Consider the following 23,559-nt stretch of genomic DNA (forward strand, 5'->3'; position numbering starts at 1 on the left):
ACCCCGCCGAGCTTCGGAGACCGCAACTGATGACGTCCCGGATTCGCACCCTCGTCCTGTCGGTGGCCGCAGCCGCCCTCGTCGTCCCCCTCACCGCACTTCCCTCCTCCGCCCGCCCCGCCGCCCCTGCCGACACCCCGCCGCGCACCGGCTTCGAGGAGAGCGACGGCGCCGAGTGGACCTCCCTGGAGCGTGAGCAGGAATTCCTCGCCGCCGTCGAGCGCGGCGGCGAAAGGGTCGCGGTCAGCACCATCGGCACCACCAAGCAGGGCCGCCCGCTCAACCTCGTCGAGCTGGGCAACAAGCGCTCGGTGGCCAGCGTCCTGCTGATCTGCAGCCAGCACGGCGACGAGCCGTCGGGCCGCGAGGCGTGCCTCACCACCGTCCGCGACCTGGCCTATCCGAAGGACCGTGCGACGAAGCGGTTCCTGGACCGTACGAGCGTCCTGGTCGTCCCGACCGCCAACCCCGACGGCCGCGCCGCCGACACGCGTGGCAACTCCGACGGCGTCGACATCAACCGCGACCACATCGCGCTCAAGACGGCCGAGGGCCGCACCATGGCCGCCCTCACCCGCGACCGCGAGCCCGACATCATCTACGACCTGCACGAGTACGGGGCCACCCCGCCGTACTACGACAAGGACCTGTTCGACCTCTGGCCGCGCAACCTCAACACCTCCTCGCGGGTCCACAAGGAGGCGCAGACCCTGTCGGAGGCGTACGTCCGCCCGGCCGCCCGCGCCGGCGACCACTCCATCGGCACGTACGGCATCTGGACCGACCCCGTCACCGGCGACCCGATCAAGCAGACCGCGGGCGACGGCCAGGAGCGCATCCTGCGCAACGCCTCCGGCGTCAAGCACTCCGTCGGTCTGCTCATCGAGAGCCGGGTCGACCCGAGGTCCGAGGCCGAGGAGAACGATCCCGCGCTGAACCAGCGGCGCCGGGTCGACAGCCAACTCGACTCCCTGAAGGGCCTGTTCGGCTACACCGACGAGCGCCGCGTACAGATGGCCGCCGCCACCGCGCTGTCGCGCGCCGCCGGACTGCTCGACCGCGGCGCGGTCTACCTCTCAGGGGCCGACAACGAGCCCGCGACCCCCGAGGACACCGTCGAGAACCCACCCTGCGGCTACCGCCTGGACGCCGCCCAGTACGCGGACGTGAAGGACGAGCTGGCGTTGCACGGTGTGAAGGCCCTGCCCACGCGCGGTGACACCGCCTTCGTGCCGCTGCGCCAGTCCCAGCGCAAGCTGATCCCGCTCCTCCTCGACGGACGCGCCACCTACCACCTCACCGTTGGACAACCAGTGGCGACTTGTTGATAGAAAGAGAGGCAAGTCACATGTGTGAGTTCCGGTTCGGTGGATAGTCGTGGATCAGCCCGCGAAGATCCGCCGGACCGGGTGCAAGGCGTAACGGAGCGCCGACCCACTGCTCCGTGAAACCCCGAAAGGTGTTGCCCGTGTCGCAGGACGCTCAGAAACCGGGAGCCGAAGGAGGCCCGCCGTCGGTGACGACGGCCGGGCCCGGCCACCCCCAGGACTCCCAACGCCCCCAGACCGACCGGGTGGTGTTCGGTGTCACGGCCGTCCTCACGCTCGCCTTCGTGATCTGGGGCTCGGTGGCCACCGACTCCCTGGAGGACGCGTCGAGTTCGATGCTCTCCGGCCTGATCCACAACGGCGGCTGGGCGTTCGTCCTGGTGGCCTCGGGCTTCGTGATCTTCGCCCTCTGGCTGGCGGTCAGCCGCTACGGCAAGATCACGCTCGGTGAGGAGGGCGAGAAGCCCGAGTTCAGGACCGTCTCCTGGGTCGCCATGATGTTCAGCGCCGGCATGGGCATCGGTCTGATGTTCTTCGGCGTGAGCGAACCTCTCACCTTCTTCACCGACCCGCCCCCCGGCACCGACCCCGCCGACGCGGCGGCGGCCACCGAGACCGCCATGGCCACCACGCTCTTCCACTGGACCCTGCACCCCTGGGCCATCTACGCCGTGGTCGGGCTCGCCATCGCCTACAGCACCTTCCGGCGCAAGCGGCGCCAGACGATCAGCGCGGTCTTCGTGCCGCTCATCGGTGAGAAGAACGCGTACGGCACCCCCGGCCGCGTCATCGACATCCTCGCGATCTTCGCGACGCTCTTCGGCTCGGCGGCCTCGCTGGGCCTCGGCGCGCTCCAGATCGGCAGCGGCTTCACCGAGCTGAACTGGCGCGACAACGTCAGCACCGCGCTGCTCGTCACCATCATCGCCGTCCTGACCCTGGCGTTCGTGGGCTCGGCGGTCTCCGGTGTCGAGAAGGGCGTCCAGTGGCTCTCCAACACCAACATGGTGCTGGCGCTGTTCCTCGCCCTGTTCGTGTTCATCCTCGGTCCGACCGTCTTCATCCTCGACCTGCTGCCGACGTCGATCGCGTCCTACTTCGGCGATCTCGCCCAGCTCGCGGGCCGTACCGAGGCCAGCAGCGGCAAGGGCGTCGCCGAGTGGCTCGGCAGCTGGACGGTCTTCTACTGGGCCTGGTGGATCTCCTGGACGCCCTTCGTCGGCATGTTCATCGCCCGCATCAGCCGCGGCCGGACGATCCGTCAGTTCGTCGGCGGCGTCATTCTCGTACCGAGCACCGTGAGCCTGCTCTGGTTCGCCATCTTCGGCGGCTCGGGCATCAGGCTCCAGGACGACAAGGGCCAGCTCGCCAAGGAGGCGACGTCCGAGGGCCAGCTCTTCGCGCTGCTCCAGGACTTCCCGATCGCCACCGTCACCAGCATCCTGGTGATGATCCTCGTCGGCATCTTCTTCGTCTCCGGCGCCGACGCCGCGTCCATCGTGATGGGCACCCTCTCCCAGAAGGGGCACTTCGAGCCCAGCAAGTACGTGATCGTCTTCTGGGGTGTGCTGACCGGCGCCGTCGCCGCGGTGATGCTGCTCGTCGGGGACGGCAGCGGCGACGCGCTGCAAGGGCTCCAGAACCTGACCATCCTGGTGGCCGCGCCCTTCACGCTCGTCATGATCGGCATGTGCGTGGCGCTCATGCGCGACCTGCGCCGCGACCCGCTGATCCTCCGCGGCGAGCGGGGCGTCGAGGTCGTCGAGTCGGCGGTCATCGCCGGCCACGCGCAGTACGACGGCGACTTCGAGATCCGGATCGGCCCGACGCCCGACGACGAGCCGACCGGGAACACCCCGGAGAAGTCGGCGCCACGCTGACATTGCTCCCCAGCTGTACGGAGGCCGCCCGGCCCTCGCGGGTTCATCCCGCGAGCCGGGCGGCCTCCTCCGCACAGCCCCAGGCCACGGTGACGCCCGCGCCACCGTGGCCGTAGTTGTGCACCAGCCTCGCCCCGCCCGGCAGCCGGACCGCCTCGACGCGCACGCGGGGCCGCGCGGGACGCAGCCCCACCCGGTGCGCGAGGACCCGCGCGCCCCGCAGTTCCGGGCGCAGCGCGGCACACCGCTCGACAATCGCGGCCGCGGTGCCCGGATCGGGCAGCGGATCCCACACGTGCTCGTCGGCGGTCCCGCCGAGCACCAGACCGTACGGCTGCGGGAACAGATACGTCGAACCGGCGGTGTCCTCGCCGGCCGACACGAACCACTCGTCGATCCCGGGGTTCTCGACCACCACGAGCTGCCCGCGCACCGGAAACACCGACGCGTCGGGCACCAGCTCGCGGGCGCCGAGCCCCGAGCAGTTGAGCACGACGGGCGCCTCGGCCGCCGCCTCGTCGAAACCGCCGACGGTACGCCGCTCCACGCTCCCGCCGGCGGCGCGCAGCCGCTCCTCCAAGTACCGCAGATGCGCGGGCATGTCGATCAGGGGGAGCCGGGCGCGAAGCGCCCGGCCGCAGCCGTCGGGCAGCTCATCGGCACGCGCCTCCCGCGCCTCGGGCAGCTCGCTCGCCCAACTCCCCAGGCCCGCGAGGGGGGTGTCGGTCATCAGGCCCGCCATGACGCGTACGCCGGTCGCCGCCGGATCGCGCGCCAGCGCGACGTACTCGCGCAGCGACCGCAGGGACCACGGGCCGACCAGCTCGGCGGGGTCGATCCGGTACGGCCAGAACAGCGCGCCCGCCATCGCCGACGTGGTCCGCGCTGCGGGCTCCCGCGACCACACCCGCACCCGCCGCCCCCGCTCGGCGAGCACGACGGCGCTCGTCAGCCCGACAACCCCGCCACCGACGACGATCACCGTGTCACTCATGACCGGGACGGTAGCCGAGGCGGAATCCGGTGGACATCCCCGTACACCACGAGCGATCCTCGACCCAACCGACGATGGCCCCGGCGAGCCGCGAATCGCCGTACACCGTGAACCACACGACTTCAGAGCCCCGGAGGCCGACGGCCTCGCGCCGATGACCGCGATCCGCCCCCGAACCCCGGGCGAACTGCGCCGCAGCCGCCGCCCACGCGCTCACTCCTGCTGGGACCACCTCTACGCGGCGCCTCTGTGGCCCCTGCACGGAGCCAACCTCGGCACCCTCGCCCGTACCTGCGACGCCGTCGGCGCGTGCCTCGCCCTCCCGCGGTTCCCCTGGGTCCCGGAGGCACTGGCGCGCGGCAACACCCTGCGCAGACCCCCGTGCGTCCACTGGACCGGCGATCCGCTCGGCTGGCTCGCCCGGCAGCGTGAGCGGGGCACGTACGTCGTCGGGGTCGAACTCGCCGACGAGGCCGTGCGCCTGGCGGACCTGCCCGCCGCCCGGCGGCGCACCGTGATGGTGCTTGGCCACGAACAGCAGGGCATCCCGCCCGAAGCACTCGACCTGCTGGACACCTGCGTGGAGATCCCCATGATCGGCACCGGCGCCAGCCTCAACGTCGCCGTCGCCGGCAGCCTGGCCCTCTACAGACTGGCCGGCCTGCTGTGACCACGGTCCCCACTCTTCCAACCCCTAGAATCGACGGTCTGATGACTGCCACTCTCGTCGCCAAGAATCTCGCCGCAGGACACGGCGACCGCTCACTTTTCGCCGGGCTCGACCTCGTCGTCGCGCCCGGTGACGTGATCGGGCTCGTCGGGGTCAACGGAGCCGGGAAGTCGACCCTGCTCCGGCTGCTCGCCGGGCTCGACACGCCGGAGGACGGGGCGCTGAGCCTCTCCCCGCCCACCGCCACCGTGGGCCACCTCCCGCAGGAGCCCGAGCGCCACCCCGGCGAGTCCGTACGGGACTTCCTCGCCCGGCGCACGGGCGTCACCGACGCCCAGGCCACCCTCGACGCCGCCACCCAGGCGCTCGTCGACGGCGCGCCCGGCGCCGACGACGCGTATGCCGTGGGCCTGGAGCGCTGGCTGGGGCTCGGCGGCGCCGACCTCGACGAGCGCGCCGAGGAGGTCGCCGCGACCCTCGGTCTGACCGTCGGTCTCGACCAGCCGATGACCGCGCTCTCCGGCGGCGAGGCCGCCCGCGCCGGTCTCGCGTCCCTGCTGCTCTCCCGTTACGACGTCTTCCTCCTGGACGAGCCGACGAACGACCTCGACCTCGACGGGCTCGAACGTCTCGAATCCTTCGTGACGGGTCTGCGCGCGGGCACCGTCCTCGTCAGCCACGACCGCGAATTCCTCACCCGCACCGTCACCAAGGTCCTCGAACTCGACCTGGCGCAGCAGCAGGTCAACCTCTTCGGCGGCGGCTACACCGCGTATCTGGAGGAGCGCGAGCGGGCCCGGGAGCACGCCCGTGAGGAGTACGAGGAGTACGCCGACAAGCGCTCGGCCCTCCAGGGCCGGGCCCAGACGCAGCGCTCCTGGATGGACAAGGGCGTCAAGAACGCGCGTCGCAAGGCCACCGACAACGACAAGATCGGCCGCAAGTTCCGGTCCGAGTCCACGGAGAAGCAGGCCGCGAAGGCCCGCCAGACCCAGCGCCTGATTGAACGCCTGGACGCCGAGGCCGTGGACGAGCCCCGCAAGGAGTGGGAGCTCCAGATGGAGATCGCGTCGGCCCCGCGCTCGGGGTCGGTCGTCGCGACGCTCAACGGTGCCGAAGTCCGGCGCGGCGACTTCCACTTCGGGCCCGCCTCGCTCCGGATCGACTGGGCGGACCGGGTCGCGATCACCGGCGCGAACGGCGCGGGCAAGTCCACACTGCTGGCGCTCCTGCTGGGAAGGCTGTCACCCGACGCCGGAGCGGCCTCACTCGGCTCCGGTGTGGTGGTGGGCGAGGTCGACCAGGCCCGCGCGCTGTTCCACGGTACGGAGACCCTGCTGGAGGCGTTCTGCGCGGCCGTACCGGACACCGAACCGGCCGAAGTCCGCACCCTGCTCGCCAAGTTCGGCCTCAAAGCGGCGCACGTGCTGCGCCCGGCGACGACGCTCTCCCCGGGCGAACGCACCCGCGCGGCCCTCGCGCTGCTCCAGGGCCGGGGAGTGAACCTGCTGGTCCTGGACGAGCCGACGAACCATCTCGACCTGGCGGCGATCGAACAACTGGAGTCGGCGCTCGACTCCTACGAGGGCACACTGCTGCTGGTCACGCACGACCGCCGGATGCTGGGGTCCGTCCGGACGACACGGCGGATCGAGGTCGCGGCGGGCAAGGTGACCGAGATCTGAGGCCCAGCCGACGCGAGCCCCCGTAGGGCCAGGGGCGCCTCCCGTACCCCTCGGGGGCTACGGAGAGAGCGTCCGGGCGTCGCGCGCCGGGCGGGACACGGCCCGGGCCCCCGCTCGGCGATTCCGGCGGTCCCGTGTCCGTGGTCGTGGTCGCGTCGCCGTGTAGTCGCAGGGGGTGCCTGGCCCCCGGCGTGGTTGCGGGCGGCTTGGGTCGAGTCACCGGCGGGTGGGGGTTCGCTCGGCGATTCCGGCGGTCCCGAGCCCATGGCCCTGATCGCGTCGCCCCGGCCCCCGGCGTGTCCGCCGACGCCACGGGCGGGCTCCCACCGGCCGGTGGGAGCCCGCCCGGTCGCGCTCAGCCGCCGAGCCCCGCCCTCCGCAGCGCGTCGGCCATCGCGCTGTTCGCCGGTGCCGGCTTCGACTGCTGCTTCGACGGCGCCTGGCGCTTCGCGCCGCGGTCACCGCCCCGGTCACCACCGCCCGACCCGCGCTGCCTACCGCCACCGCCGCCACCGCCGCGACGCTGCTGCGGCGCCCGGTCGCCATCGCCGGAGGCCGCGCCACCGCTCTCCGTGTCGTCGTCCAGCCGCAGCGTCAGCGAGATCCGCTTCCGCGGGATGTCGACCTCCCGCACCTTCACCTTCACCACGTCGCCGGGCCTCACCACGTCCCGCGGGTCCTTCACGAACGTCTTCGACATCGCGGACACGTGCACCAGACCGTCCTGATGCACGCCGACGTCCACGAACGCCCCGAACGCCGCGACGTTCGTGACCACGCCCTCCAGCACCATCCCGGCGGTGAGATCGCCGATCTTCTCGACACCGTCCTTGAACGTCGCCGTCTTGAACGCCGGTCGCGGGTCCCGCCCGGGCTTCTCCAGCTCGCGCAGGATGTCCGTGACGGTCGGCAGCCCGAACGCGTCGCTCACGTAGTCGGCGGCGCGCAGCGAGCGCAGCGCCCCCGCGTTGCCCATCAGCGCCGCGACATCGCTGCCCGTCGTCTTCACCATGGCGCGGACCACCGGATACGCCTCCGGGTGGACGGACGACGCGTCCAGCGGATCCTCACCGTCCCGGATGCGCAGGAAGCCCGCGCACTGCTCGTACGCCTTCGGCCCCAGCCGCGCCACGTCCTTCAGCGCCCGCCGCGAGCGGAACGGCCCGTTGGAGTCGCGGTGGGAGACGATGCCGGCGGCGAGGCCGGCGCCGATACCGGACACCCGCGAGAGCAGCGGCGCCGAGGCGGTGTTGACGTCGACACCGACGCCGTTCACACAGTCCTCCACGACGGCGTCGAGCGAGCGCGAGAGCTTCACCTCGGACAGGTCGTGCTGGTACTGGCCGACACCGATGGACTTGGGGTCGATCTTGACCAGCTCGGCGAGCGGGTCCTGGAGGCGCCGGGCGATCGAGACGGCGCCGCGGATCGACACGTCGAGGTCGGGCAGCTCCTGGGAGGCGAACGCGGAGGCGGAGTACACGGAGGCGCCCGCCTCCGAGACCATCACCTTCGTGAGCTTCAACTCCGGGTGCTTCGCGATCAGTTCGCCCGCCAGCTTGTCCGTCTCGCGGGACGCCGTGCCGTTGCCGATGGCGATCAGCTCGACGGAGTGCTCGGCGCAGAGCCGCGCGAGCTTCGCCAGCGACTCGTCCCACCTGTTCGCGGGGACGTGCGGATGGATCGTGTCGATGCCGACGACCTTGCCGGTCGCGTCGACCACGGCGACCTTCACGCCCGTACGGAAGCCCGGATCGAGCCCGAGCGTGGCGCGGGTGCCCGCGGGCGCGGCCAGCAGCAGATCACGCAGGTTCGACGCGAAGACCCGTACCGCCTCGTCCTCGGCGGCCGTGCGCAGCCGAAGGCGCAGGTCGATACCGAGGTGCACGAGGATCCGGGTGCGCCAGGCCCAGCGCACCGTGTCGGCGAGCCACTTGTCGCCGGGCCGGCCACGATCGGCGACGCCGAAGCGACGGGCGATCATGTTCTCGTAACCGCTGGGGCCCGGCTGCTCGTCGGCGTCGGCGGCCTCCGGCTCCAGGCTGAGGTCCAGGACCTCTTCCTTCTCGCCCCGGAAGAGCGCGAGCATGCGGTGCGAGGGGAGCGCGGTGAAGGGCTCGCCGAAGTCGAAGTAGTCCGCGAACTTGGCGGCGGGCCCCTCGGTGGCGTTGCCCTTGCCCTCACGGACCTTCGCCGTGAGCCGGCCGCGCGTCCACATGCGCTCCCTCAGCTCACCGATGAGGTCGGCGTCCTCGGAGAAGCGCTCGGTGAGGATGGCACGGGCGCCGTCCAGCGCGGCGGCGGCGTCGGCGACGCCCTTGTCGGCGTCGACGAACGCGGCCGCGGCGGTCAGGGGCTCCACCGACGGATTGTCGAGCAGGCCGCCGGCGAGCGGTTCGAGACCGGCCTCGCGGGCGATCTGCGCCTTCGTACGCCGCTTGGGCTTGAACGGCAGATAGATGTCCTCGAGCCGCGATTTGGTGTCGGCGGCCCGGATCCGCGCCTCCAGAGCCTCGTCCAGCTTGCCCTGTTCCCGTACGGACTCCAGGATCGCCGTCCGGCGCTCTTCGAGTTCACGCAGGTAGCGCAGCCGCTCCTCGAGCGTGCGCAGTTGCGCGTCGTCGAGCATCTCGGTCGCTTCCTTGCGGTAGCGGGCGATGAACGGCACGGTCGATCCGCCGTCCAGCAGCTCGACGGCCGCCTTCACCTGCCGCTCGCGTACGCCGAGTTCCTCGGCGATCCTGCCTTCGATGGACGTCGTCACGTTCTCCCCGACTCGGCTCTCGTGCTGGCTGTGCTTGTGCCTGCATTGTGCCGGGTGGCCGGGTGCCGTGTCGCGCGCCCTCTCGATACGGGGACGTCGTGGCGTGGTGCGACGCGTCAGACGCGGCGGGCGCGGCCACCGCCGCGCGAGGCGCCGCCGAACAGCTTGGCGACGAGCCGGAACGGCAGCGTGACCACGGTGGCGACGGCTCCACCGACGGCGCGAAGTGCATCTGCGATGGCACGCATGAGAGAAACCTCCTGGTAGCTGTGCGGGTCTGCCTTGCCGACCCGCACTCTCCGGTTTGCCGCTCACCGTCCTCGCAAACGTCAGCCCTTCCCGATGAGATCGTCCGGGAAGGCGCCGGCGCCGGCCGCGGCCATGAGGAATCCGCGTGCCAGCTCGGTCAGCCGCTCCACCCCGTCGGCGCCCAGATGCTCGTACGGGGCGCTGTCGAGCCGGTCCGTGTGCTCCTCCAGTTCGGCGCGGAGCGCGGTCCCCGCCCCGGTCAGCTCGCCCGCCCCGTCCAGCAGCCCGCGCTCCCGCAGCCGGCCGGCCGCCGCGTCCCAGTCCGTACGGTGCCAGCCCCGGGTGCCGAGCACCCAGCGCGGCGACATGCCCTTGCCGGTCGCCGTGTGGCTGACGAGCGCTTCGACCGGGTCGAGCCCGGCGGACAGCAGCGCGGCGAGGTGGCTGTCGCCGCGGTGTTCGCGCAGCAGTGTCGCCGCGTGCCAGTAGGCCAGGTGCGGCTGCTCGGGCACCGGCAGGTCGGCGTGCGCGGCGTAGAGCGGGCGGGCGTGCCGGGTGCACGCCTCGGTGGCGCGCAGCGCGAGCCGGGCCGCCTCGGCCATCTCGTCCGACGCGACGGCCTCCTCACCGAGGACGCGCCGCAGGGTGGAGTCGACCGCGCGCAGCCGGGCGTCGAGCACGGTCTCGGGCGAGGCGACGCGCCAGACGGCGGGGACGTGCCGGGCGACGAGGTCGTAGCTGAAGTTGTAGAAGGCGGCGGCGATCACACCGGGTCCGACCGCGCCCATCGCGGCGCCGCGCCCGGCGAAGTACGCGGCCCTCGGGTCGTCGATGCCTACTCCGGCGAGCTCCTTGTCGAGGTCCGGGGAGAAGTAGACCGTCGAGTGGAGCGGATTGACGGAGTTGTGACAGCGGCGTCCGGCGCGCGGGGCGAGAGTCGTCATGCCCGGTACGTTACCGACTGGTCGGTACGCCGGGAACCCCGGGGCGCGAAACGGCTCCGCCGCACGACGGCCCCACGACTGAGCCCCGCGAGGGAGCCCCACGAGGGAGCCCCACGAGGGCGGAAGCCGGGGCTCAGTCCCGGACCGTCCACTCGAAGCGCGGCGTCCTGCGCTCCAGGAACGCAGCCACGCCCTCCGCGCGGTCCCCGCTGCCGCGCGCCTGCTCGTCCCAGTACGCGTCCCGGTCCTCGCGGCCCGTCGCGTACTCCTTCGCCGCCGCCTGCGTCAGCTGCGAACGGGCGGCCAGCACCCGGGTGAACTCGGCGACCCGCTTGGCCAGTTGGCCCGGTGCGAGCACCTCGTCCACCAGACCGGCCCGCAGCGCCCGCCCGGTCTCGATCAACTCCCCGGAGAACAGCAGATACTTGGCGGTCGACGGGCCGACCAGCGAGACCAGCCGCCGGGTGGACGACGAGCGGTAGACGACACCGAGCTTCGCCGGCGTGACCCCGAACCGCGCGCCCTCCTCCGCGAACCGCAGATCGCAGGCGACGGCCAACTGGGCGCCGCCACCCACGCAGTAGCCGCGTACGGCTGCCAGCGTCGGCTTGGGGAACGCGGCCAGCGCCTCCTCGGCCCGCACGCTGAGATCCTGTATCGCGTCACCGGGCTCGCGCAGCGTCCCGATGTCGGCGCCCGCGCTGAAGGAGTCACCGGCGCCGGTGAGCACCAGGGCCCGTACGGCGGGATCGGCCGCCATCCGGGCCAGCACATCGGGCAGCGCCCGCCACATGTCCGCCGTGAGCGCGTTGTGCTTGGCGGGATGGGTGATGGTCACGGTGGCGACCCCGTCGGCGACGGCGCTGACCAGGCGTGGCGTCGCGGTCTCGGTGCGCTCCATGCGCCGGATGCTATCGGGGCGCGACGACCCGTGATCCGGAAGGTCCGGAAAGAAGAGGGCGGGAAAGCGTCTTCGCCGGTCAGTCGTCAGGCACGGTCGAACGGACCTGGGCACAATTGGTCGATAGGCGCTGACTTCTGTTCAGTGAGGCTGTCGGTGCGGCCGTGTTCCCAAGACTCTGCATCCGAAGAACAGCGCGTCGGAGCGCTGCGGAACCGAGGGTGGGTGCGCGGTGGTGGAGAGCCCCGGGAGAGTCCCGGCCGGACCGCTTCCGTACGAGGGGGTCTGGCGGTTCACGGCCCCCTCGATCGAGATCTCCGTGCCGCAGGCGCGGCGCGCCGTACGCGACCTGCTGGAGCGTCAGGGCGCCCCCGTGTCCGAGGACCTCGTGCAGGGGCTGCTGCTGATCGTCTCGGAGCTGGTGACCAATGCCGTACGGCACGCGGCCCTGCTGTCGCCCGAGGTCGCGGTGGAGGTCGCCATCGCCGCCGACTGGATCCGGGTCTCCGTGGAGGACAACCACCCGTACCGGCCGAAGGCGCTGGAGCGGGACTACGGGCAGACCGGCGGGCGCGGTCTGCTGCTCGTCCGGGAGATCACCCTGGAGGCGGGCGGCACCTACGACGTCGAGCACACGGCGAGCGGCGGGAAGATCATCTGGGTGCTGCTCCCGCTGACGCCCGACGCCGCGGCGGTGCCGGCCCGTGAGGTCGGGGAAGCCCGTGAGGTCCGGGAGGGCGCTACCAGCCCCCGGCCGACCCCGTGAGCTCCCTGACCGCCGGGCGCGCCGCGTCCAGCACGGTCATGAACCAGGCGGAGAACGGAGCCGACCGGTGCCGCTCGGCCAGCTCGTCCGGTGTGACGAACGCCGTGTCACCGATCTCCGCCGGATCCGGCCGCAGCGCCCCCTGCGCGAGCCCCACGAAGAGGTGGTTGTACTCCTGCTCGACCAGCCCGGACTCCGGGTCCGGGTGGTTGTAGCGGACCGTCCCGGCCTCGGCGAGCAGCGTGGGCGAGATGCCGAGCTCTTCGTACGTACGGCGCGCGGCGGCCGCGAAGGGCGCCTCGCCCGGATACGGGTGCCCGCAGCAGGTGTTCGACCAGACGCCGGGGGAGTGGTACTTGCCGAGCGCGCGGCGCTGGATCAGCAGCCTGCCCTGCTCGTCGAAGAGGAACACGGAGAACGCCCGGTGCAGTTGGCCCGGCGCCTGATGTGCCGCGAGCTTCTCGGCCGTGCCGATGGTGTTGCCGTCCTCGTCGACCAGCTCCAGCATGATCGATTCTTGTACGCCGTTCGGCGAGCTGCTCGCCGCAGTGACAGGTGTGGTCGGCATAGCCATCCTTCGCTTCGGTCCTCGGCCCTCAAGTCTGCCGTACGAGAGCGCCTTGTCCCCACTTCCGCGAAACGGGCATGTCCGCCCCCGCGATGTGCTTCGCGGGGGCGGACACGGATGCCGTTACCCGGCCGGTGCCCGGTCCGGCCGCAGGACGTAGCCGGTGTACCCGTACTCCGTGCCGTGCTCGCGGCGCATCGCGATCTCCGCGCGCGTCAGGGCCAGCGCCCGCGCCATGCCGGGCGCCCGCGGGTCGGCGGAGTCGGCCCGCTCGCCGAGCGGCCCGTAGTACTCGTCCCAGTCGCTCTCCGGCTGCGGATACACCTCCAGCACGGTGTACCCGGCGGCGACGGCGGCGGCCGAGTTCTCCCCGGTCGTACGCAGCGGGTACTGCTCGTCCCAGAAGGCCCGCGCCTCGGCGCTCGGCTCGGCCGCCGTCCACTCGCACTCGGTGACGACCAGCGTGCCGCCGGGTGCCAGCAGCCGCCGCCAGCGGGCCAGGCCGTTGTCGAAGCCGATGGAGTAGATCGAGCTCTCCGCCCACAGCAGGTCGAACGACCCGTCCGGGTAGGGGAGTTCGGCCATGTCCGCCGGCTCCGTGCTGATCGATCCACCGAGCCCTCGGGCGTCGGCGGCGTGCCGCAGCTCGTCCAGGAACGGTTCGTGCAGATCGACGGCGGTCACGTGCGCGCCGGCCTCCGCGGCCAGCAGGAGCGACACCCTGCCGGGACCGCAGCCCAGGTCGAGCGCGCGCGGACGGGACGGCAGCGGCCCCGCGAAGGAGAGCAGCCGCCGGGTGGTGGCCTCGGAGCCCGGCCCCTGCCGGGGCAGACCGTGGTGCAGGGAGAAGAAGGCGTCGGCCGATCCGTCGTGCGCGTGCTGTGCGTCGTTGTCGGACAACGTGAGAACCCTCTGTGTGAAGGGGCTCCGGCCGACGCGGGACCGGTGTGGTGCGACCGGTCAGCCGGCAGCCCGGAAGCTGGGCAAGGACCGTGTGCCGCGCGAGGCGACCTCCATCGCGACGGTCATCAACCTCAGCTCCTCTCACCACTCCGGGAGACACCGGCAGTCTCCGGCCGGGACTCTAACAGGGCTCCGCGGGGCGCTCCCATCGGATTACCGCCCCGCCCTCAGTGGCAGAGATTCGCCTCGTGCTCGGCGTGCCCCACCGGCTCCAGCTGGAAGGTGCAGTGCTCCACGTCGAAGTGGCTGCCGAGACAGCCCTGGAGGTCGTGGAGCATCTTCTCGTGCCCGACGCTGTCCAGTACGGACTGGTCCACCACCACGTGCGCCGAGAGCACCGGCATCCCCGAGGTGATCGTCCAGGCGTGCAGGTCGTGCACGTCGGCCACCCCGGGCAGCGCCACCATGTGCGCCCTGACCTCGGCCATGTCCACGCCCTTGGGGGCCGCCTCCAGCAGCACGTTCAGCGTCTCGCGCAGCAGTTTCACCGTCCTCGGGACGATCATCAGACCGATCACCAGGGACGCGATCGGGTCGGCCGCCTGCCAGCCGGTGGTCAGGATGACCGTCGCCGAGATCAGGACGGCGACCGAGCCGAGTGTGTCGGCCAGCACCTCCAGATACGCCCCGCGCACATTGAGGCTCTCCTTCTGCCCGCGCATCAGCAGGGAGAGCGAGATCAGATTGGCGACCATGCCGACGGCCGCGAAGACGATCGTGAGCCCGCCCTTGCTGTCGGCGGGGGTGATGAAGCGCTCGACCGCCTCGAAGAGCAGGAACCCGCCGACACCCAGCAACAGCACACAGTTGGCGAGCGCGGCCAGGATCTCGGCGCGGGCGAGCCCGAACGTACGGTTGCTCGTCGACGGACGGCCGGCGAAGTGGACGGCGAGCAGTGCCAGGGCGAGACCGACCGCGTCCGTCGCCATGTGCGCGGCGTCGGCGATCAGCGCCAGGGAGTCGGACGCGATGCCGCCGATGATCTCCATGACCATCACCGACAGAGTGATCCCCAGCGCGATCCGCAGCCGTCCCTTGTAGGCGGCCGTGGCGGTCCCCGGCGGTGGCGCGCCGCCGTGCGTGTGCCCGTGATCGTGCCCAGCCCCCATGCGGATGCCTCCCGGATCGTTCGAGCCGATGCGGCCAGTGAACTACGGGTGGGGGGTATGGAGCAACACGGCACTGAACACCGTTGTCATTCCCTCTGACCTGCGGGAATGGTCGCAGGTCAGCGAAGTGCCAAGATCGTTAACGGGTCAGTGCGCGGTCGGCTCCGGATGGCGGAGCCGCCATCCCTCCCACGCCGATTCGACCATCTCGCGTACCCCGTGCCGCGCCGTCCAGCCCAGGTCCGCGGTGATCGAACCGACCGACGCGACGGCCTTCGCCGCGTCGCCCGGCCGGCGGGACTCGACCACCGGGGGGACCGTGTGACCGGTGACCTCGGCCACCAGATCCGCCAGCTCGCGCACCGACACGCCTTCGCCGCGCCCGATGTTGTACGTCAGGTCCCCGGGTGCATCCGGTTCGGCCAGCCGCCGGGCGACCGCCAGATGGGCGTCGGCGAGATCCGCGACATGGATGTAGTCCCGTACGCAGGTGCCGTCCGGCGTCGGATAGTCCGCGCCGAAGATCCGCATCGGCTCACCGCGCGAGACGCGGTCGAAGAACATCGGGATGATGTTGAACACCCCGGTGTCCGCCAGATCGGGCCGCGCCGCCCCCGCCACGTTGAAGTAGCGCAGGCACGCGGTGGACAGCGAGTGGGCCCGGCCCGTGGCGCGTACCAGCCACTCGCCCGTGAGTTTCGTCTCCCCGTACGGATTGATCGGCACCGCCGGGGTCTTCTCCGTGATCAGCTCCACGTCGGGCACGCCGTACACGGCCGCCGACGACGAGAACAGGAACCGCTCAACCCCGGCGTCGACCACGGCCTCCAGCAGCACCGTGAGGCCGTGCACGTTCTCCCGGTAGTAGGCGAGCGGCCGCTCGACCGACTCACCGACCTGCTTCTTGGCCGCGAGATGCACCACACCGGTCACCGCGTGGTCGGCCAGTGCCCGGTCCACGACCTCCCGGTCGAGCAACGAGCCGCGCACCAGGGGGATTTCGGCGGGCAGCCGGTCCGGGACTCCGGACGAGACGTCGTCGAGGACGACGACCCGCTCTCCCGCCCCGGTCATGGACAGCGCCACATGCGCCCCGATGTACCCCGCTCCACCTGTGATCAGCCAAGTCATGCCGTCACTTTAGAGCCTGCCGCCGGGCCGCCCCGGCTGTCGTACGGTTACCGGACGTTCACCCGCCGGTCGCGGCTTCGACGGTGCAGACCGTGTGGAGTCGGATATGTCTTACGGGACCCCCGCGGGTCCCTGACGGCCACGGTTTGTGAGGCGGGGCACCGATCGACAATGATGATCTCCCGGCGGGCCGGAATTGGCCCGGCTCGCGGCGTCCGGCGCGTGAACGGGCAGTGAACTCAGGCTTCCGTTCATCCGATAGCCTCTGCCGACGTGCCGTCGGCCCGGATTCCGGGCACAGCCGCCGCGCGTCCGCCCTGTCAGTGTCAAGGAGTGAATTCGTCTGTCGACCGCCATCCTCACCGGTACGCCGGTACCCGGATCGCCGCTCGAAGGCGATCTGCGGTCGCTGGGATTCGACGTGCGCACCGCGCCCGACGCGGCCACGGCGCTGAGCCTGCTCGCCTCGGCGCCCGCCGCCGACCGCGTCGCCCTCGTCGATCAGCGTTTCGTCGGTCATCTCCACGCTCTGCGGCTGGCGTTGACCGATCCCCGCTTCCCCGCGGCGGCCGTCACCGGCGCGCTGACGGCACGCCCAGAGGCACGCGCCGCGCTGTCCGCGGCGCTGACCACCGTGACGGACGGCACGGCCACCGGCCGTACGGACACGGCGCCCGACGCCCCCGCCGTACACACCGGAGGCGCCGGTGTCGTCACGGAGGCCGGGCAGCCCGTCACCCGCACCGCACCCGCGGTCTTCGAACTCCCGCTCGCCGACCGGGTCGCCGCCGCCATCGAGGCCGACGGCACCCCCGTACAGCGCCCCGAACTCGGCTCGCTCGTCGCCGCCGTCCCGGACACACCCGCCGACCGTGAACAGGCGCTCGCCGCCGTCGCGGCCGTCGACGACGAGGCCGTACGCCTGCGCTCGGCCGTCAAGGCGCGCGACGGCTTCTTCACGACCTTCTGCATCAGCCCCTACTCCCGCTACATCGCCCGCTGGTGCGCACGGCGCGGACTGACCCCCAACCAGGTCACCACCGCGTCCCTGTTCACCGCGCTGATCGCGGCGGGCTGCGCGGCCACCGGCACCCGCGGCGGCTATGTCGCGGCCGGACTGCTGCTGCTCTTCTCCTTCGTGCTGGACTGCACCGACGGACAGCTCGCCCGCTACTCGTTGCAGTACTCGACGATGGGCGCCTGGCTGGACGCGACCTTCGACCGCGCCAAGGAGTACGCGTACTACGCCGGACTCGCGATCGGCGCGGCCCGGGGCGGCGACGACGTATGGGCACTCGCGCTCGCCGCGATGGTGCTCCAGACCGTGCGGCACGTCGTCGACTTCTCCTTCAACGAGGCGAACCACGACTCCACCGCCGCGACCGGTGCCTCCGCCGGGGGCAAGGAGGGCACGGCCGTCGTCGGCACCCCCACCACCGCCCTCTCCAGCAGGCTCGACAGCGTCGGCTGGACCGTCTGGGTACGCAGGATGATCGTCCTGCCGATCGGCGAGCGCTGGGCGATGATCGCCGTCCTCACCGCCGTGACCACCCCCAGGATCGTCTTCTACGCGCTCCTCGCCGGCTGCGCCTTCGCCGCCTGCTACACCACCGCCGGCCGCGTCCTGCGCTCGGTCACCCGCAGGGCCGTCCGCACCGACCGGGCCGCGCAGGCGCTCGCCGACCTCGCCGACACGGGACCGCTCGCCGAACTGGTCGCCCGCGTGACGCGGCGCCCGGCCCGCGCGCTGCCCGGCGTACTGCCTCTCCTGATCGCCGTCGCGGGCGGCGCCGCCGCCGTCTCCATGGCCGCCTTCGGCCCGCTCGACAGCCCCGTGGTCGTCCTCGGCGCCCTGGTGTACGTCGTCACCTCGGGCATCGCCGTCGCCCGCCGCATGGGCGGCCCGCTCGACTGGCTCGTCCCGCCGGTCTTCCGGGCCACCGAGTACAGCACCGTTCTGATCTTCGCCGCCCGCGCCGACCTCCCCGGCGCCCTGCCCGCAGCGTTCGGGCTGGGCGCGGCGGTCGCCTACCATCACTACGACACGGTGTACCGCATCCGTGGCGGCGCCGGAGCCCCGCCCCGCGGGCTGGTCCGGGCACTCGGCGGACACGAGGGCCGAACGCTGCTCGTCGCCGTGATCGCCGCCTTCCCCACGGCCGAATCCGACCTTCCGCCGGCTCTGACGCTGCTCGCCGTCGTCGTCGCCGTGATCGCGCTCACGGAGTCCATCCGGTTCTGGGTTTCCTCCGGAGCCCCCGCCGTACACGACGAAGGAGAAACCGCATGATCGGCCTCGTACTGGCAGCCGGTGCCGGCAGGCGCCTGCGCCCCTACACCGACACGCTCCCCAAGGCCCTCGTGCCCGTGGACGGCGACACGACCGTCCTCGACCTGACACTCGGCAACTTCGCGGAGATCGGGCTCACCGAGGCCGCGATCGTCGTCGGCTACCGCAAGGAGGCCGTGTACGAGCGCAAGGAGGCACTGGAGGCGAAGTACGGCCTCAGCCTCACGCTCGTCGACAACGACAAGGCCGAGGAGTGGAACAACGCCTATTCCCTGTGGTGCGCCCGTGACGTCATCAAGCGCGGTGTGATCCTCGCCAACGGCGACACCGTCCACCCCGTCTCCGTCGAGCGCACGCTGCTCGCCGCCCGCGGCGAGGGCCGGAAGATCATCCTCGCGCTGGACGCGGTGAAGCCGCTCGCCGACGAGGAGATGAAGGTCATCACCGAGACGGACAAGGGTGTGCGGCACATCACGAAGCTGATGGACCCCGCCACCGCCACCGGCGAGTACATCGGCGTCACCCTCATCGAGCCCGAGGCCGCCGAGGAACTCGCCGACGCCCTGAAGACCACCTTCGAGCGCGACCCCGACCTCTACTACGAGGACGGCTACCAGGAACTCGTGAACAGAGGCTTCACCATCGACGTCGCCCCCATCGGCGACGTCCCCTGGGTGGAGATCGACAACCACGACGACCTCGCGAAGGGCCGTGTCATCGCGTGCCAGTACTGACCCGACTCATCCCGTCCCCGGTCGTCGTCGACATCACGCGCGGCGCCATGGACGATCTCGCCGGCCTCCTCGCCGACCAGCGGATCTCCGCGTCCGGCAAGCTCGCGATCGCCATCAGCGGAGGCTCGGGGCAGGGGCTGCGCGAGAAGCTCGCCCCCGTACTGCCCGACGCCGACTGGTTCCTGGTCGCCGACGGCACCATCGACTGCGCGGTCAAGCTCGCCGACGACATAAAGGGCAAGCGGTACGACGCGGTCGTCGGACTCGGCGGTGGCAAGATCATCGACGTCGCGAAGTACGCGGCGGCCCGCGTGGGCCTGCCGATGGTGGCCGTCGCCACCAACCTCTCGCACGACGGCATCTGCTCGCCGATCTCCACCCTGGACAACGACAACGGCCGTGGCTCGTACGGCGTCCCGACCCCCATCGCGATCGTCGTCGACCTCGATGTCGTCCGCGACGCCCCGGACCGCTTCGTACGCTCCGGCATCGGCGACGCGCTCTCCAACATCTCCGCCATCGCTGACTGGGAACTGTCCCACGAGATCAACGGCGAGCCCGTGGACGGTCTGGCCGCCGCCATGGGCCGTACCGCCGGTGAGGCCGTCCTGCGCCACCCCGGCACCGTCGGCGACGACGAGTTCCTGACCGTCCTGGCCGACGCGCTCGTCCTCACGGGTATCGCCATGTCGATCAGCGGCGACTCCCGACCGTCGTCCGGCGCCTGCCACGAGATCAGCCACGCCTTCGACCTGCTCTTCCCCAAGAGGGCGGCGAGCCACGGCGAGCAGGTCGGGATGGGCGCGGCCTTCGCGATGCATCTGCGCGGCGCGCACGCGCAGTCCCAGCTCATCGCCGAGGTACTGCGCCGACACGGGCTGCCGGTGCTGCCGGCCGAGATCGGTTTCAGCCTGGACGAATTCGTCCAGGCCGTGGATTACGCACCGCAGACCCGTCCGGGACGCTTCACGATCCTGGAGCACCTCAACCTGTCCCCGGACCAGATCAAGGACGCCTACGTCGACTATGCAAAAGCCATCGGTAGCTGAACTACGCCCGGTCGTGCACCCCCCGGGTGTCAAGGACCGGCGGAGCGGCGAGCACTGGGGGGGCCGGCTCTACATGCGCGAGGTCTCCCTGCGCATCGACCGGCACCTGGTGAACACGAGCGTCACGCCCAACCAGGTGACCTACGTGATGACCGCCGCGGCCGTCCTCGCCGCCCCCGCACTCCTGGTGCCCGGGATCGCGGGCGCGGTGCTCGGTGTGGTGATGGTCCAGCTCTATCTGCTGCTGGACTGCGTCGACGGGGAGATCGCCCGCTGGAAGAAGCAGTACTCGATGACCGGCGTCTACATGGACCGGGTCGCCGCGTACCTGTGCGACGCCGCCGTGCTGCTCGGCTTCGGACTGCGCGCCGCCGACCTGTGGGGCTCCGGGCGGATCGACTGGCTCTGGGCGTTCCTCGGCACCCTGGCCGCCCTCGGCGCCATCCTGATCAAGGCCGAGACCGACCTCGTCGGTGTCGCCCGCCACCAGCAGGGCCTGCCGCCGGTCAAGGAGACCGCGTCCGAGCCCCGCTCGTCCGGCATGGCGCTGGCCCGCCGGGCCGCCGGGGCGCTGAAGTTCCACCGCCTCATCCTCGGTATCGAGGCGTCGCTGCTGATCCTGGTCCTGGCGATCCTGGACACCGTCCGGGACGACCTGTTCTTCTCCCGGCTCGGCGTCGCCGTGCTGGCCGGTATCGCCGTCATGCAGACGCTGCTGCACCTCGTGTCGATCCTCGCCTCCAGCAGGCTGAGGTGAGTGACATGCGGCTCGGCGCGGTGATCATCACCATGGGCAACCGCCCGGACGACCTCCGGGCCCTCATCGACTCCGTCGCCAAGCAGGACGGCGACCCGATCGAGGTCGTCGTCGTCGGCAACGGCGCCCCGGTCGGTGACGTGCCCGACGGCGTACGGACCATCGAGCTGCCCGAGAACCTCGGCATCCCCGGTGGCCGCAACGTCGGCATCGAGGCCTTCGGCCCCTCCGGCGGCGACGTGGACGTCCTGCTCTTCCTCGACGACGACGGGCTGCTGCCCGGCACCGACACCGCCGAGCTGGTCCGCGCGGCGTTCGCGGCCGACCCGGTCCTCGGCATCGTCAGCTTCCGGATCGCCGACCCCGAGACCGGTCTCACACAGCGCCGCCACGTCCCCCGGCTGCGCGCCTCCGACCCGCTGCGCTCCTCCCGCGTGACGACCTTCCTGGGCGGCGCCAACGCCGTCCGTACGAAGGTCATCGCGGAGGTCGGCGCCCTGCCCGGCGACTTCTTCTACGCGCACGAGGAGACCGACCTCGCCTGGCGCGCGCTGGACGCGGGCTGGATGATCGACTACCGCTCCGACATGGTGCTCTTCCACCCCACGATGCCGCCGTCGCGGCACGCGGTCTACCACCGCATGGTGGCCCGCAACCGGGTCTGGCTCGCGCGCCGCAATCTGCCCGCCCCGGTCGTACCCGTCTATCTCGGCGTCTGGGTCCTGCTCACCCTCGCCCGCCGCCCGACCGTCCCCGCGCTGAAGGCATGGTTCGGCGGTTTCAGGGAAGGCTGGACGACTCCGTGCGGTCCCCGCAGGCCCATGAAGTGGCGTACGGTGTGGCGGCTGACCCGACTGGGCCGACCGCCTGTCATCTGACAGGCTCGGCTCTGAGAGCATCGGGGCTGGGTCTGTCGTACGGATCGGGCCGAGCCCGGCAAGATCCGAACGAGAGACCTTTACTTCCGGGTCCCGGCCGTCCACGCCTGTGCCCGACCGGCTGCGCATCTTGAACACGAAAGTTTCAACTTGTGAGTGAGACAACCCATGACGGCGCGATCGCCATGAGCGCCCCGCCGTCACCCGACGACGGTCTGTCCTCGACCGAACTGGCCGCCAAGTACGGCCTGTCGGTGAGCGGTGCCCGTCCGGGACTGGCCGAGTACATCCGCAAGCTGTGGGGCCGGCGCCACTTCATCTTCGCCTTCTCCCAGGCGAAGCTCACGGCCCAGTACAGCCAGGCGAAGCTCGGTCAGCTCTGGCAGGTGGCGACCCCACTGCTCAACGCCTTCGTCTACTTCCTGATCTTCGGCCTGATCCTGAACGCCGGGCGCGGCATGGAGATCAAGGTCTACATCCCGTTCCTGGTGACGGGCGTGTTCGTGTTCGCCTTCACACAGACGTCCGTGATGGCGGGCGTGAAGTCGATCTCGGGCAACCTCGGGCTGGTGCGCGCCCTGCACTTCCCCCGAGCCTCGCTCCCCATCTCATTCGCGCTCCAGCAGCTCCAGCAGCTGATGTTCTCGATGATCGTGCTGCTGACGGTGGTGGTCGCCTTCGGCAGCCTGCCGGGCCTGTCCTGGCTGCTGGTGCTGCCCGTCCTGGTGCTCCAGTTCTTCTTCAACACCGGTCTGGCGCTGATCATGGCGCGGCTGGGCAGCAAGACGCCCGACCTCGCCCAGCTCATGCCGTTCATCATGCGGACCTGGATGTACGCGTCGGGCGTGATGTTCTCCATCCCGCTGATGCTCGCCAACAAGCCGAACTGGCCGAGCTGGATCGTCGACGTACTCCAGTACAACCCCGCCGCCATCTACATGGACCTCATCCGCTTCGCGCTGATCGACGGCTACGGCTCCGAGAACCTGCCCCAGCACGTGTGGGCCTCGGGTCTCGCCTGGTCGCTGCTCGTCGGCATCGCGGGCTTTGTGTACTTCTGGAAGGCTGAGGAACGGTACGGCCGTGGCTGACCTCGACAAGCAGGGACGCGTCCCCACCGTCATCGCCGACGACGTGCACATCGTGTACCGCGTCAACGGCGGCGGCGGTGGCAAGGGCAGCGCGACCGCGGCGCTGAGCCGCATACTCAGGCGCGAGAAGGGCGAGTCGCGCGGAGTCCGCAAGGTCCACGCCGTCAGGGGGGTCACCTTCACCGCGTACCGCGGTGAGGCGATCGGTCTGATCGGCACCAACGGCTCCGGGAAGTCGACCCTGCTGCGCGCCATCGCGGGGCTGCTGCCCACGGAGCACGGAAAGGTGTACACCGACGGCCAGCCCTCGCTGCTCGGTGTCAACGCCGCGCTGATGAACGATCTCACCGGCGAGCGCAACGTCATCCTGGGCGGTCTGGCCATGGGGATGACGCGCGAGCAGGTACGGGAGCGCTACCAGTCCATCGTCGACTTCTCCGGCATCAACGAGAAGGGCGACTTCATCACCCTGCCGATGCGTACGTACTCCTCCGGTATGGCCGCCCGGCTCCGCTTCTCCATCGCGGCGGCCAAGGACCACGACGTCCTCATGATCGACGAGGCGCTGGCCACCGGTGACCGCAAGTTCCAGATCCGCTCCGAGGCGCGGATCCGCGAGCTGCGCAAGGAGGCGGGCACCGTCTTCCTGGTCAGCCACAGCAACAAGTCGATCAGGGACACCTGCGACCGCGTGCTGTGGCTGGAGAAGGGCGAACTCCTGATGGACGGCCCGACGGACGAGGTGCTCAAGGCGTACGAGAAGGAGACCGGCAAGTAGCCGGATCCCCGGGGCGGTTCGGGCACCGGA

At 71.2% G+C, this 23,559-nt stretch carries 20 protein-coding genes and 1 pseudogene; 12 read left to right on the top strand and 9 right to left on the bottom strand.

Annotated features, from left to right (window positions below; genetic code table 11):
* Positions 1-29: 29 nt before the first annotated feature.
* Positions 30-1,328: a M14 family metallocarboxypeptidase gene (locus tag SSPS47_RS29970; RefSeq protein ID WP_164253659.1), complete on the top strand. Its 1,299-nt coding sequence runs from the start codon at positions 30-32 to the stop codon at positions 1,326-1,328.
* Positions 1,329-1,516: 188 nt separating this feature from the next.
* Positions 1,517-3,208 (top strand): BCCT family transporter, encoded by a 1,692-nt coding sequence (locus SSPS47_RS29975; protein WP_239065354.1) that lies wholly within the window; start codon positions 1,517-1,519, stop codon positions 3,206-3,208.
* A gap of 43 nt (positions 3,209-3,251) precedes the next feature.
* Here the strand turns inward: SSPS47_RS29975 and SSPS47_RS29980 are convergent, their stop codons facing one another.
* Positions 3,252-4,202 carry an FAD-dependent oxidoreductase gene (locus SSPS47_RS29980; RefSeq protein ID WP_164253661.1) on the bottom strand — a complete coding sequence of 317 codons (951 nt, stop codon included), beginning with the start codon at positions 4,200-4,202 and terminating at the stop codon, positions 3,252-3,254.
* A 154-nt stretch (positions 4,203-4,356) separates the two neighbouring features.
* On the opposite strand from SSPS47_RS29980, the gene SSPS47_RS29985 reads away from it, so the two are divergent.
* Positions 4,357-4,872: a TrmH family RNA methyltransferase gene (locus SSPS47_RS29985; protein ID WP_164253662.1), complete on the top strand. Its 516-nt coding sequence runs from the start codon at positions 4,357-4,359 to the stop codon at positions 4,870-4,872.
* Positions 4,873-4,913: 41 nt separating this feature from the next.
* Positions 4,914-6,557 carry an ABC-F family ATP-binding cassette domain-containing protein gene (locus SSPS47_RS29990; RefSeq protein WP_164253663.1) on the top strand — a complete coding sequence of 548 codons (1,644 nt, stop codon included), beginning with the start codon at positions 4,914-4,916 and terminating at the stop codon, positions 6,555-6,557.
* A 355-nt stretch (positions 6,558-6,912) separates the two neighbouring features.
* Here the strand turns inward: SSPS47_RS29990 and SSPS47_RS29995 are convergent, their stop codons facing one another.
* The 4 genes from SSPS47_RS29995 to SSPS47_RS30005 all read right to left on the bottom strand — a co-directional run bounded on the left by SSPS47_RS29995 (position 6,913) and on the right by SSPS47_RS30005 (position 11,415).
* Positions 6,913-9,321: a Tex family protein gene (locus SSPS47_RS29995; RefSeq protein ID WP_164253664.1), complete on the bottom strand. Its 2,409-nt coding sequence runs from the start codon at positions 9,319-9,321 to the stop codon at positions 6,913-6,915.
* Positions 9,322-9,437: 116 nt separating this feature from the next.
* Positions 9,438-9,569: an LPFR motif small protein gene (locus tag SSPS47_RS36075; RefSeq protein ID WP_275405179.1), complete on the bottom strand. Its 132-nt coding sequence runs from the start codon at positions 9,567-9,569 to the stop codon at positions 9,438-9,440.
* An 81-nt stretch (positions 9,570-9,650) separates the two neighbouring features.
* Positions 9,651-10,514, bottom strand: a complete 864-nt coding sequence (locus SSPS47_RS30000; protein ID WP_164253665.1) for a hypothetical protein — start codon at positions 10,512-10,514, stop codon at positions 9,651-9,653.
* Positions 10,515-10,647: 133 nt separating this feature from the next.
* Positions 10,648-11,415 (bottom strand): enoyl-CoA hydratase-related protein, encoded by a 768-nt coding sequence (locus SSPS47_RS30005; protein ID WP_164253666.1) that lies wholly within the window; start codon positions 11,413-11,415, stop codon positions 10,648-10,650.
* 235 nt (positions 11,416-11,650) lie between these two features.
* On the opposite strand from SSPS47_RS30005, the gene SSPS47_RS30010 reads away from it, so the two are divergent.
* Positions 11,651-12,181 (top strand): ATP-binding protein, encoded by a 531-nt coding sequence (locus SSPS47_RS30010; protein WP_164255172.1) that lies wholly within the window; start codon positions 11,651-11,653, stop codon positions 12,179-12,181.
* On the opposite strand, the gene idi is transcribed toward SSPS47_RS30010, so the two are convergent.
* From idi to galE, 4 genes and pseudogenes are all read right to left on the bottom strand, one after another.
* Positions 12,156-12,749, bottom strand: coding sequence for an isopentenyl-diphosphate Delta-isomerase (gene idi, locus SSPS47_RS30015; RefSeq protein ID WP_164253667.1), 594 nt, complete (start codon positions 12,747-12,749; stop codon positions 12,156-12,158). The two genes, SSPS47_RS30010 and idi, sit on opposite strands and share 26 nt — an antisense overlap.
* A 144-nt stretch (positions 12,750-12,893) precedes the next feature.
* Positions 12,894-13,649, bottom strand: a pseudogene (locus SSPS47_RS30020) (class I SAM-dependent methyltransferase); the annotation flags it as partial.
* Between the two features lie 230 nt (positions 13,650-13,879).
* The gene (locus tag SSPS47_RS30025; RefSeq protein ID WP_164253669.1) at positions 13,880-14,821 is read right to left on the bottom strand and encodes a cation diffusion facilitator family transporter; all 942 of its coding nucleotides are present in this window, start codon (positions 14,819-14,821) and stop codon (positions 13,880-13,882) included.
* A 147-nt stretch (positions 14,822-14,968) separates the two neighbouring features.
* Positions 14,969-15,952: a UDP-glucose 4-epimerase GalE gene (gene galE, locus SSPS47_RS30030; RefSeq protein WP_147876315.1), complete on the bottom strand. Its 984-nt coding sequence runs from the start codon at positions 15,950-15,952 to the stop codon at positions 14,969-14,971.
* A gap of 343 nt (positions 15,953-16,295) precedes the next feature.
* On the opposite strand from galE, the gene SSPS47_RS30035 reads away from it, so the two are divergent.
* The 7 genes from SSPS47_RS30035 (at position 16,296) to SSPS47_RS30065 (ending at position 23,529) form a co-directional block, all read left to right on the top strand.
* The gene (locus SSPS47_RS30035; protein ID WP_164255174.1) at positions 16,296-18,242 is read left to right on the top strand and encodes a DUF5941 domain-containing protein; all 1,947 of its coding nucleotides are present in this window, start codon (positions 16,296-16,298) and stop codon (positions 18,240-18,242) included.
* Entirely contained in the window at positions 18,239-18,976 is a 738-nt protein-coding gene (locus tag SSPS47_RS30040) for a phosphocholine cytidylyltransferase family protein (protein WP_147876313.1), read from the top strand. Before SSPS47_RS30035 ends, SSPS47_RS30040 begins: the two co-directional genes overlap by 4 nt.
* On the top strand, positions 18,964-20,025 hold the full coding sequence (locus tag SSPS47_RS30045) for an iron-containing alcohol dehydrogenase family protein (protein WP_164253670.1): 1,062 nt from the start codon (positions 18,964-18,966) through the stop codon (positions 20,023-20,025). The genes SSPS47_RS30040 and SSPS47_RS30045 overlap by 13 nt, the downstream gene beginning before the upstream one ends.
* Positions 20,003-20,782 carry a CDP-alcohol phosphatidyltransferase family protein gene (locus SSPS47_RS30050; protein WP_164253671.1) on the top strand — a complete coding sequence of 260 codons (780 nt, stop codon included), beginning with the start codon at positions 20,003-20,005 and terminating at the stop codon, positions 20,780-20,782. The genes SSPS47_RS30045 and SSPS47_RS30050 overlap by 23 nt, the downstream gene beginning before the upstream one ends.
* 5 nt (positions 20,783-20,787) lie before the next feature.
* Positions 20,788-21,660 carry a glycosyltransferase gene (locus SSPS47_RS30055; protein ID WP_164255176.1) on the top strand — a complete coding sequence of 291 codons (873 nt, stop codon included), beginning with the start codon at positions 20,788-20,790 and terminating at the stop codon, positions 21,658-21,660.
* 152 nt (positions 21,661-21,812) lie between these two features.
* Positions 21,813-22,751, top strand: coding sequence for an ABC transporter permease (locus SSPS47_RS30060; RefSeq protein ID WP_147876310.1), 939 nt, complete (start codon positions 21,813-21,815; stop codon positions 22,749-22,751).
* Entirely contained in the window at positions 22,744-23,529 is a 786-nt protein-coding gene (locus SSPS47_RS30065) for an ABC transporter ATP-binding protein (RefSeq protein WP_147876309.1), read from the top strand. The genes SSPS47_RS30060 and SSPS47_RS30065 overlap by 8 nt, the downstream gene beginning before the upstream one ends.
* The last annotated feature ends 30 nt before the right edge of the window (positions 23,530-23,559 follow it).

This window comes from Streptomyces sp. S4.7, from assembly GCF_010384365.1.
Lineage (GTDB): Bacteria > Actinomycetota > Actinomycetes > Streptomycetales > Streptomycetaceae > Streptomyces.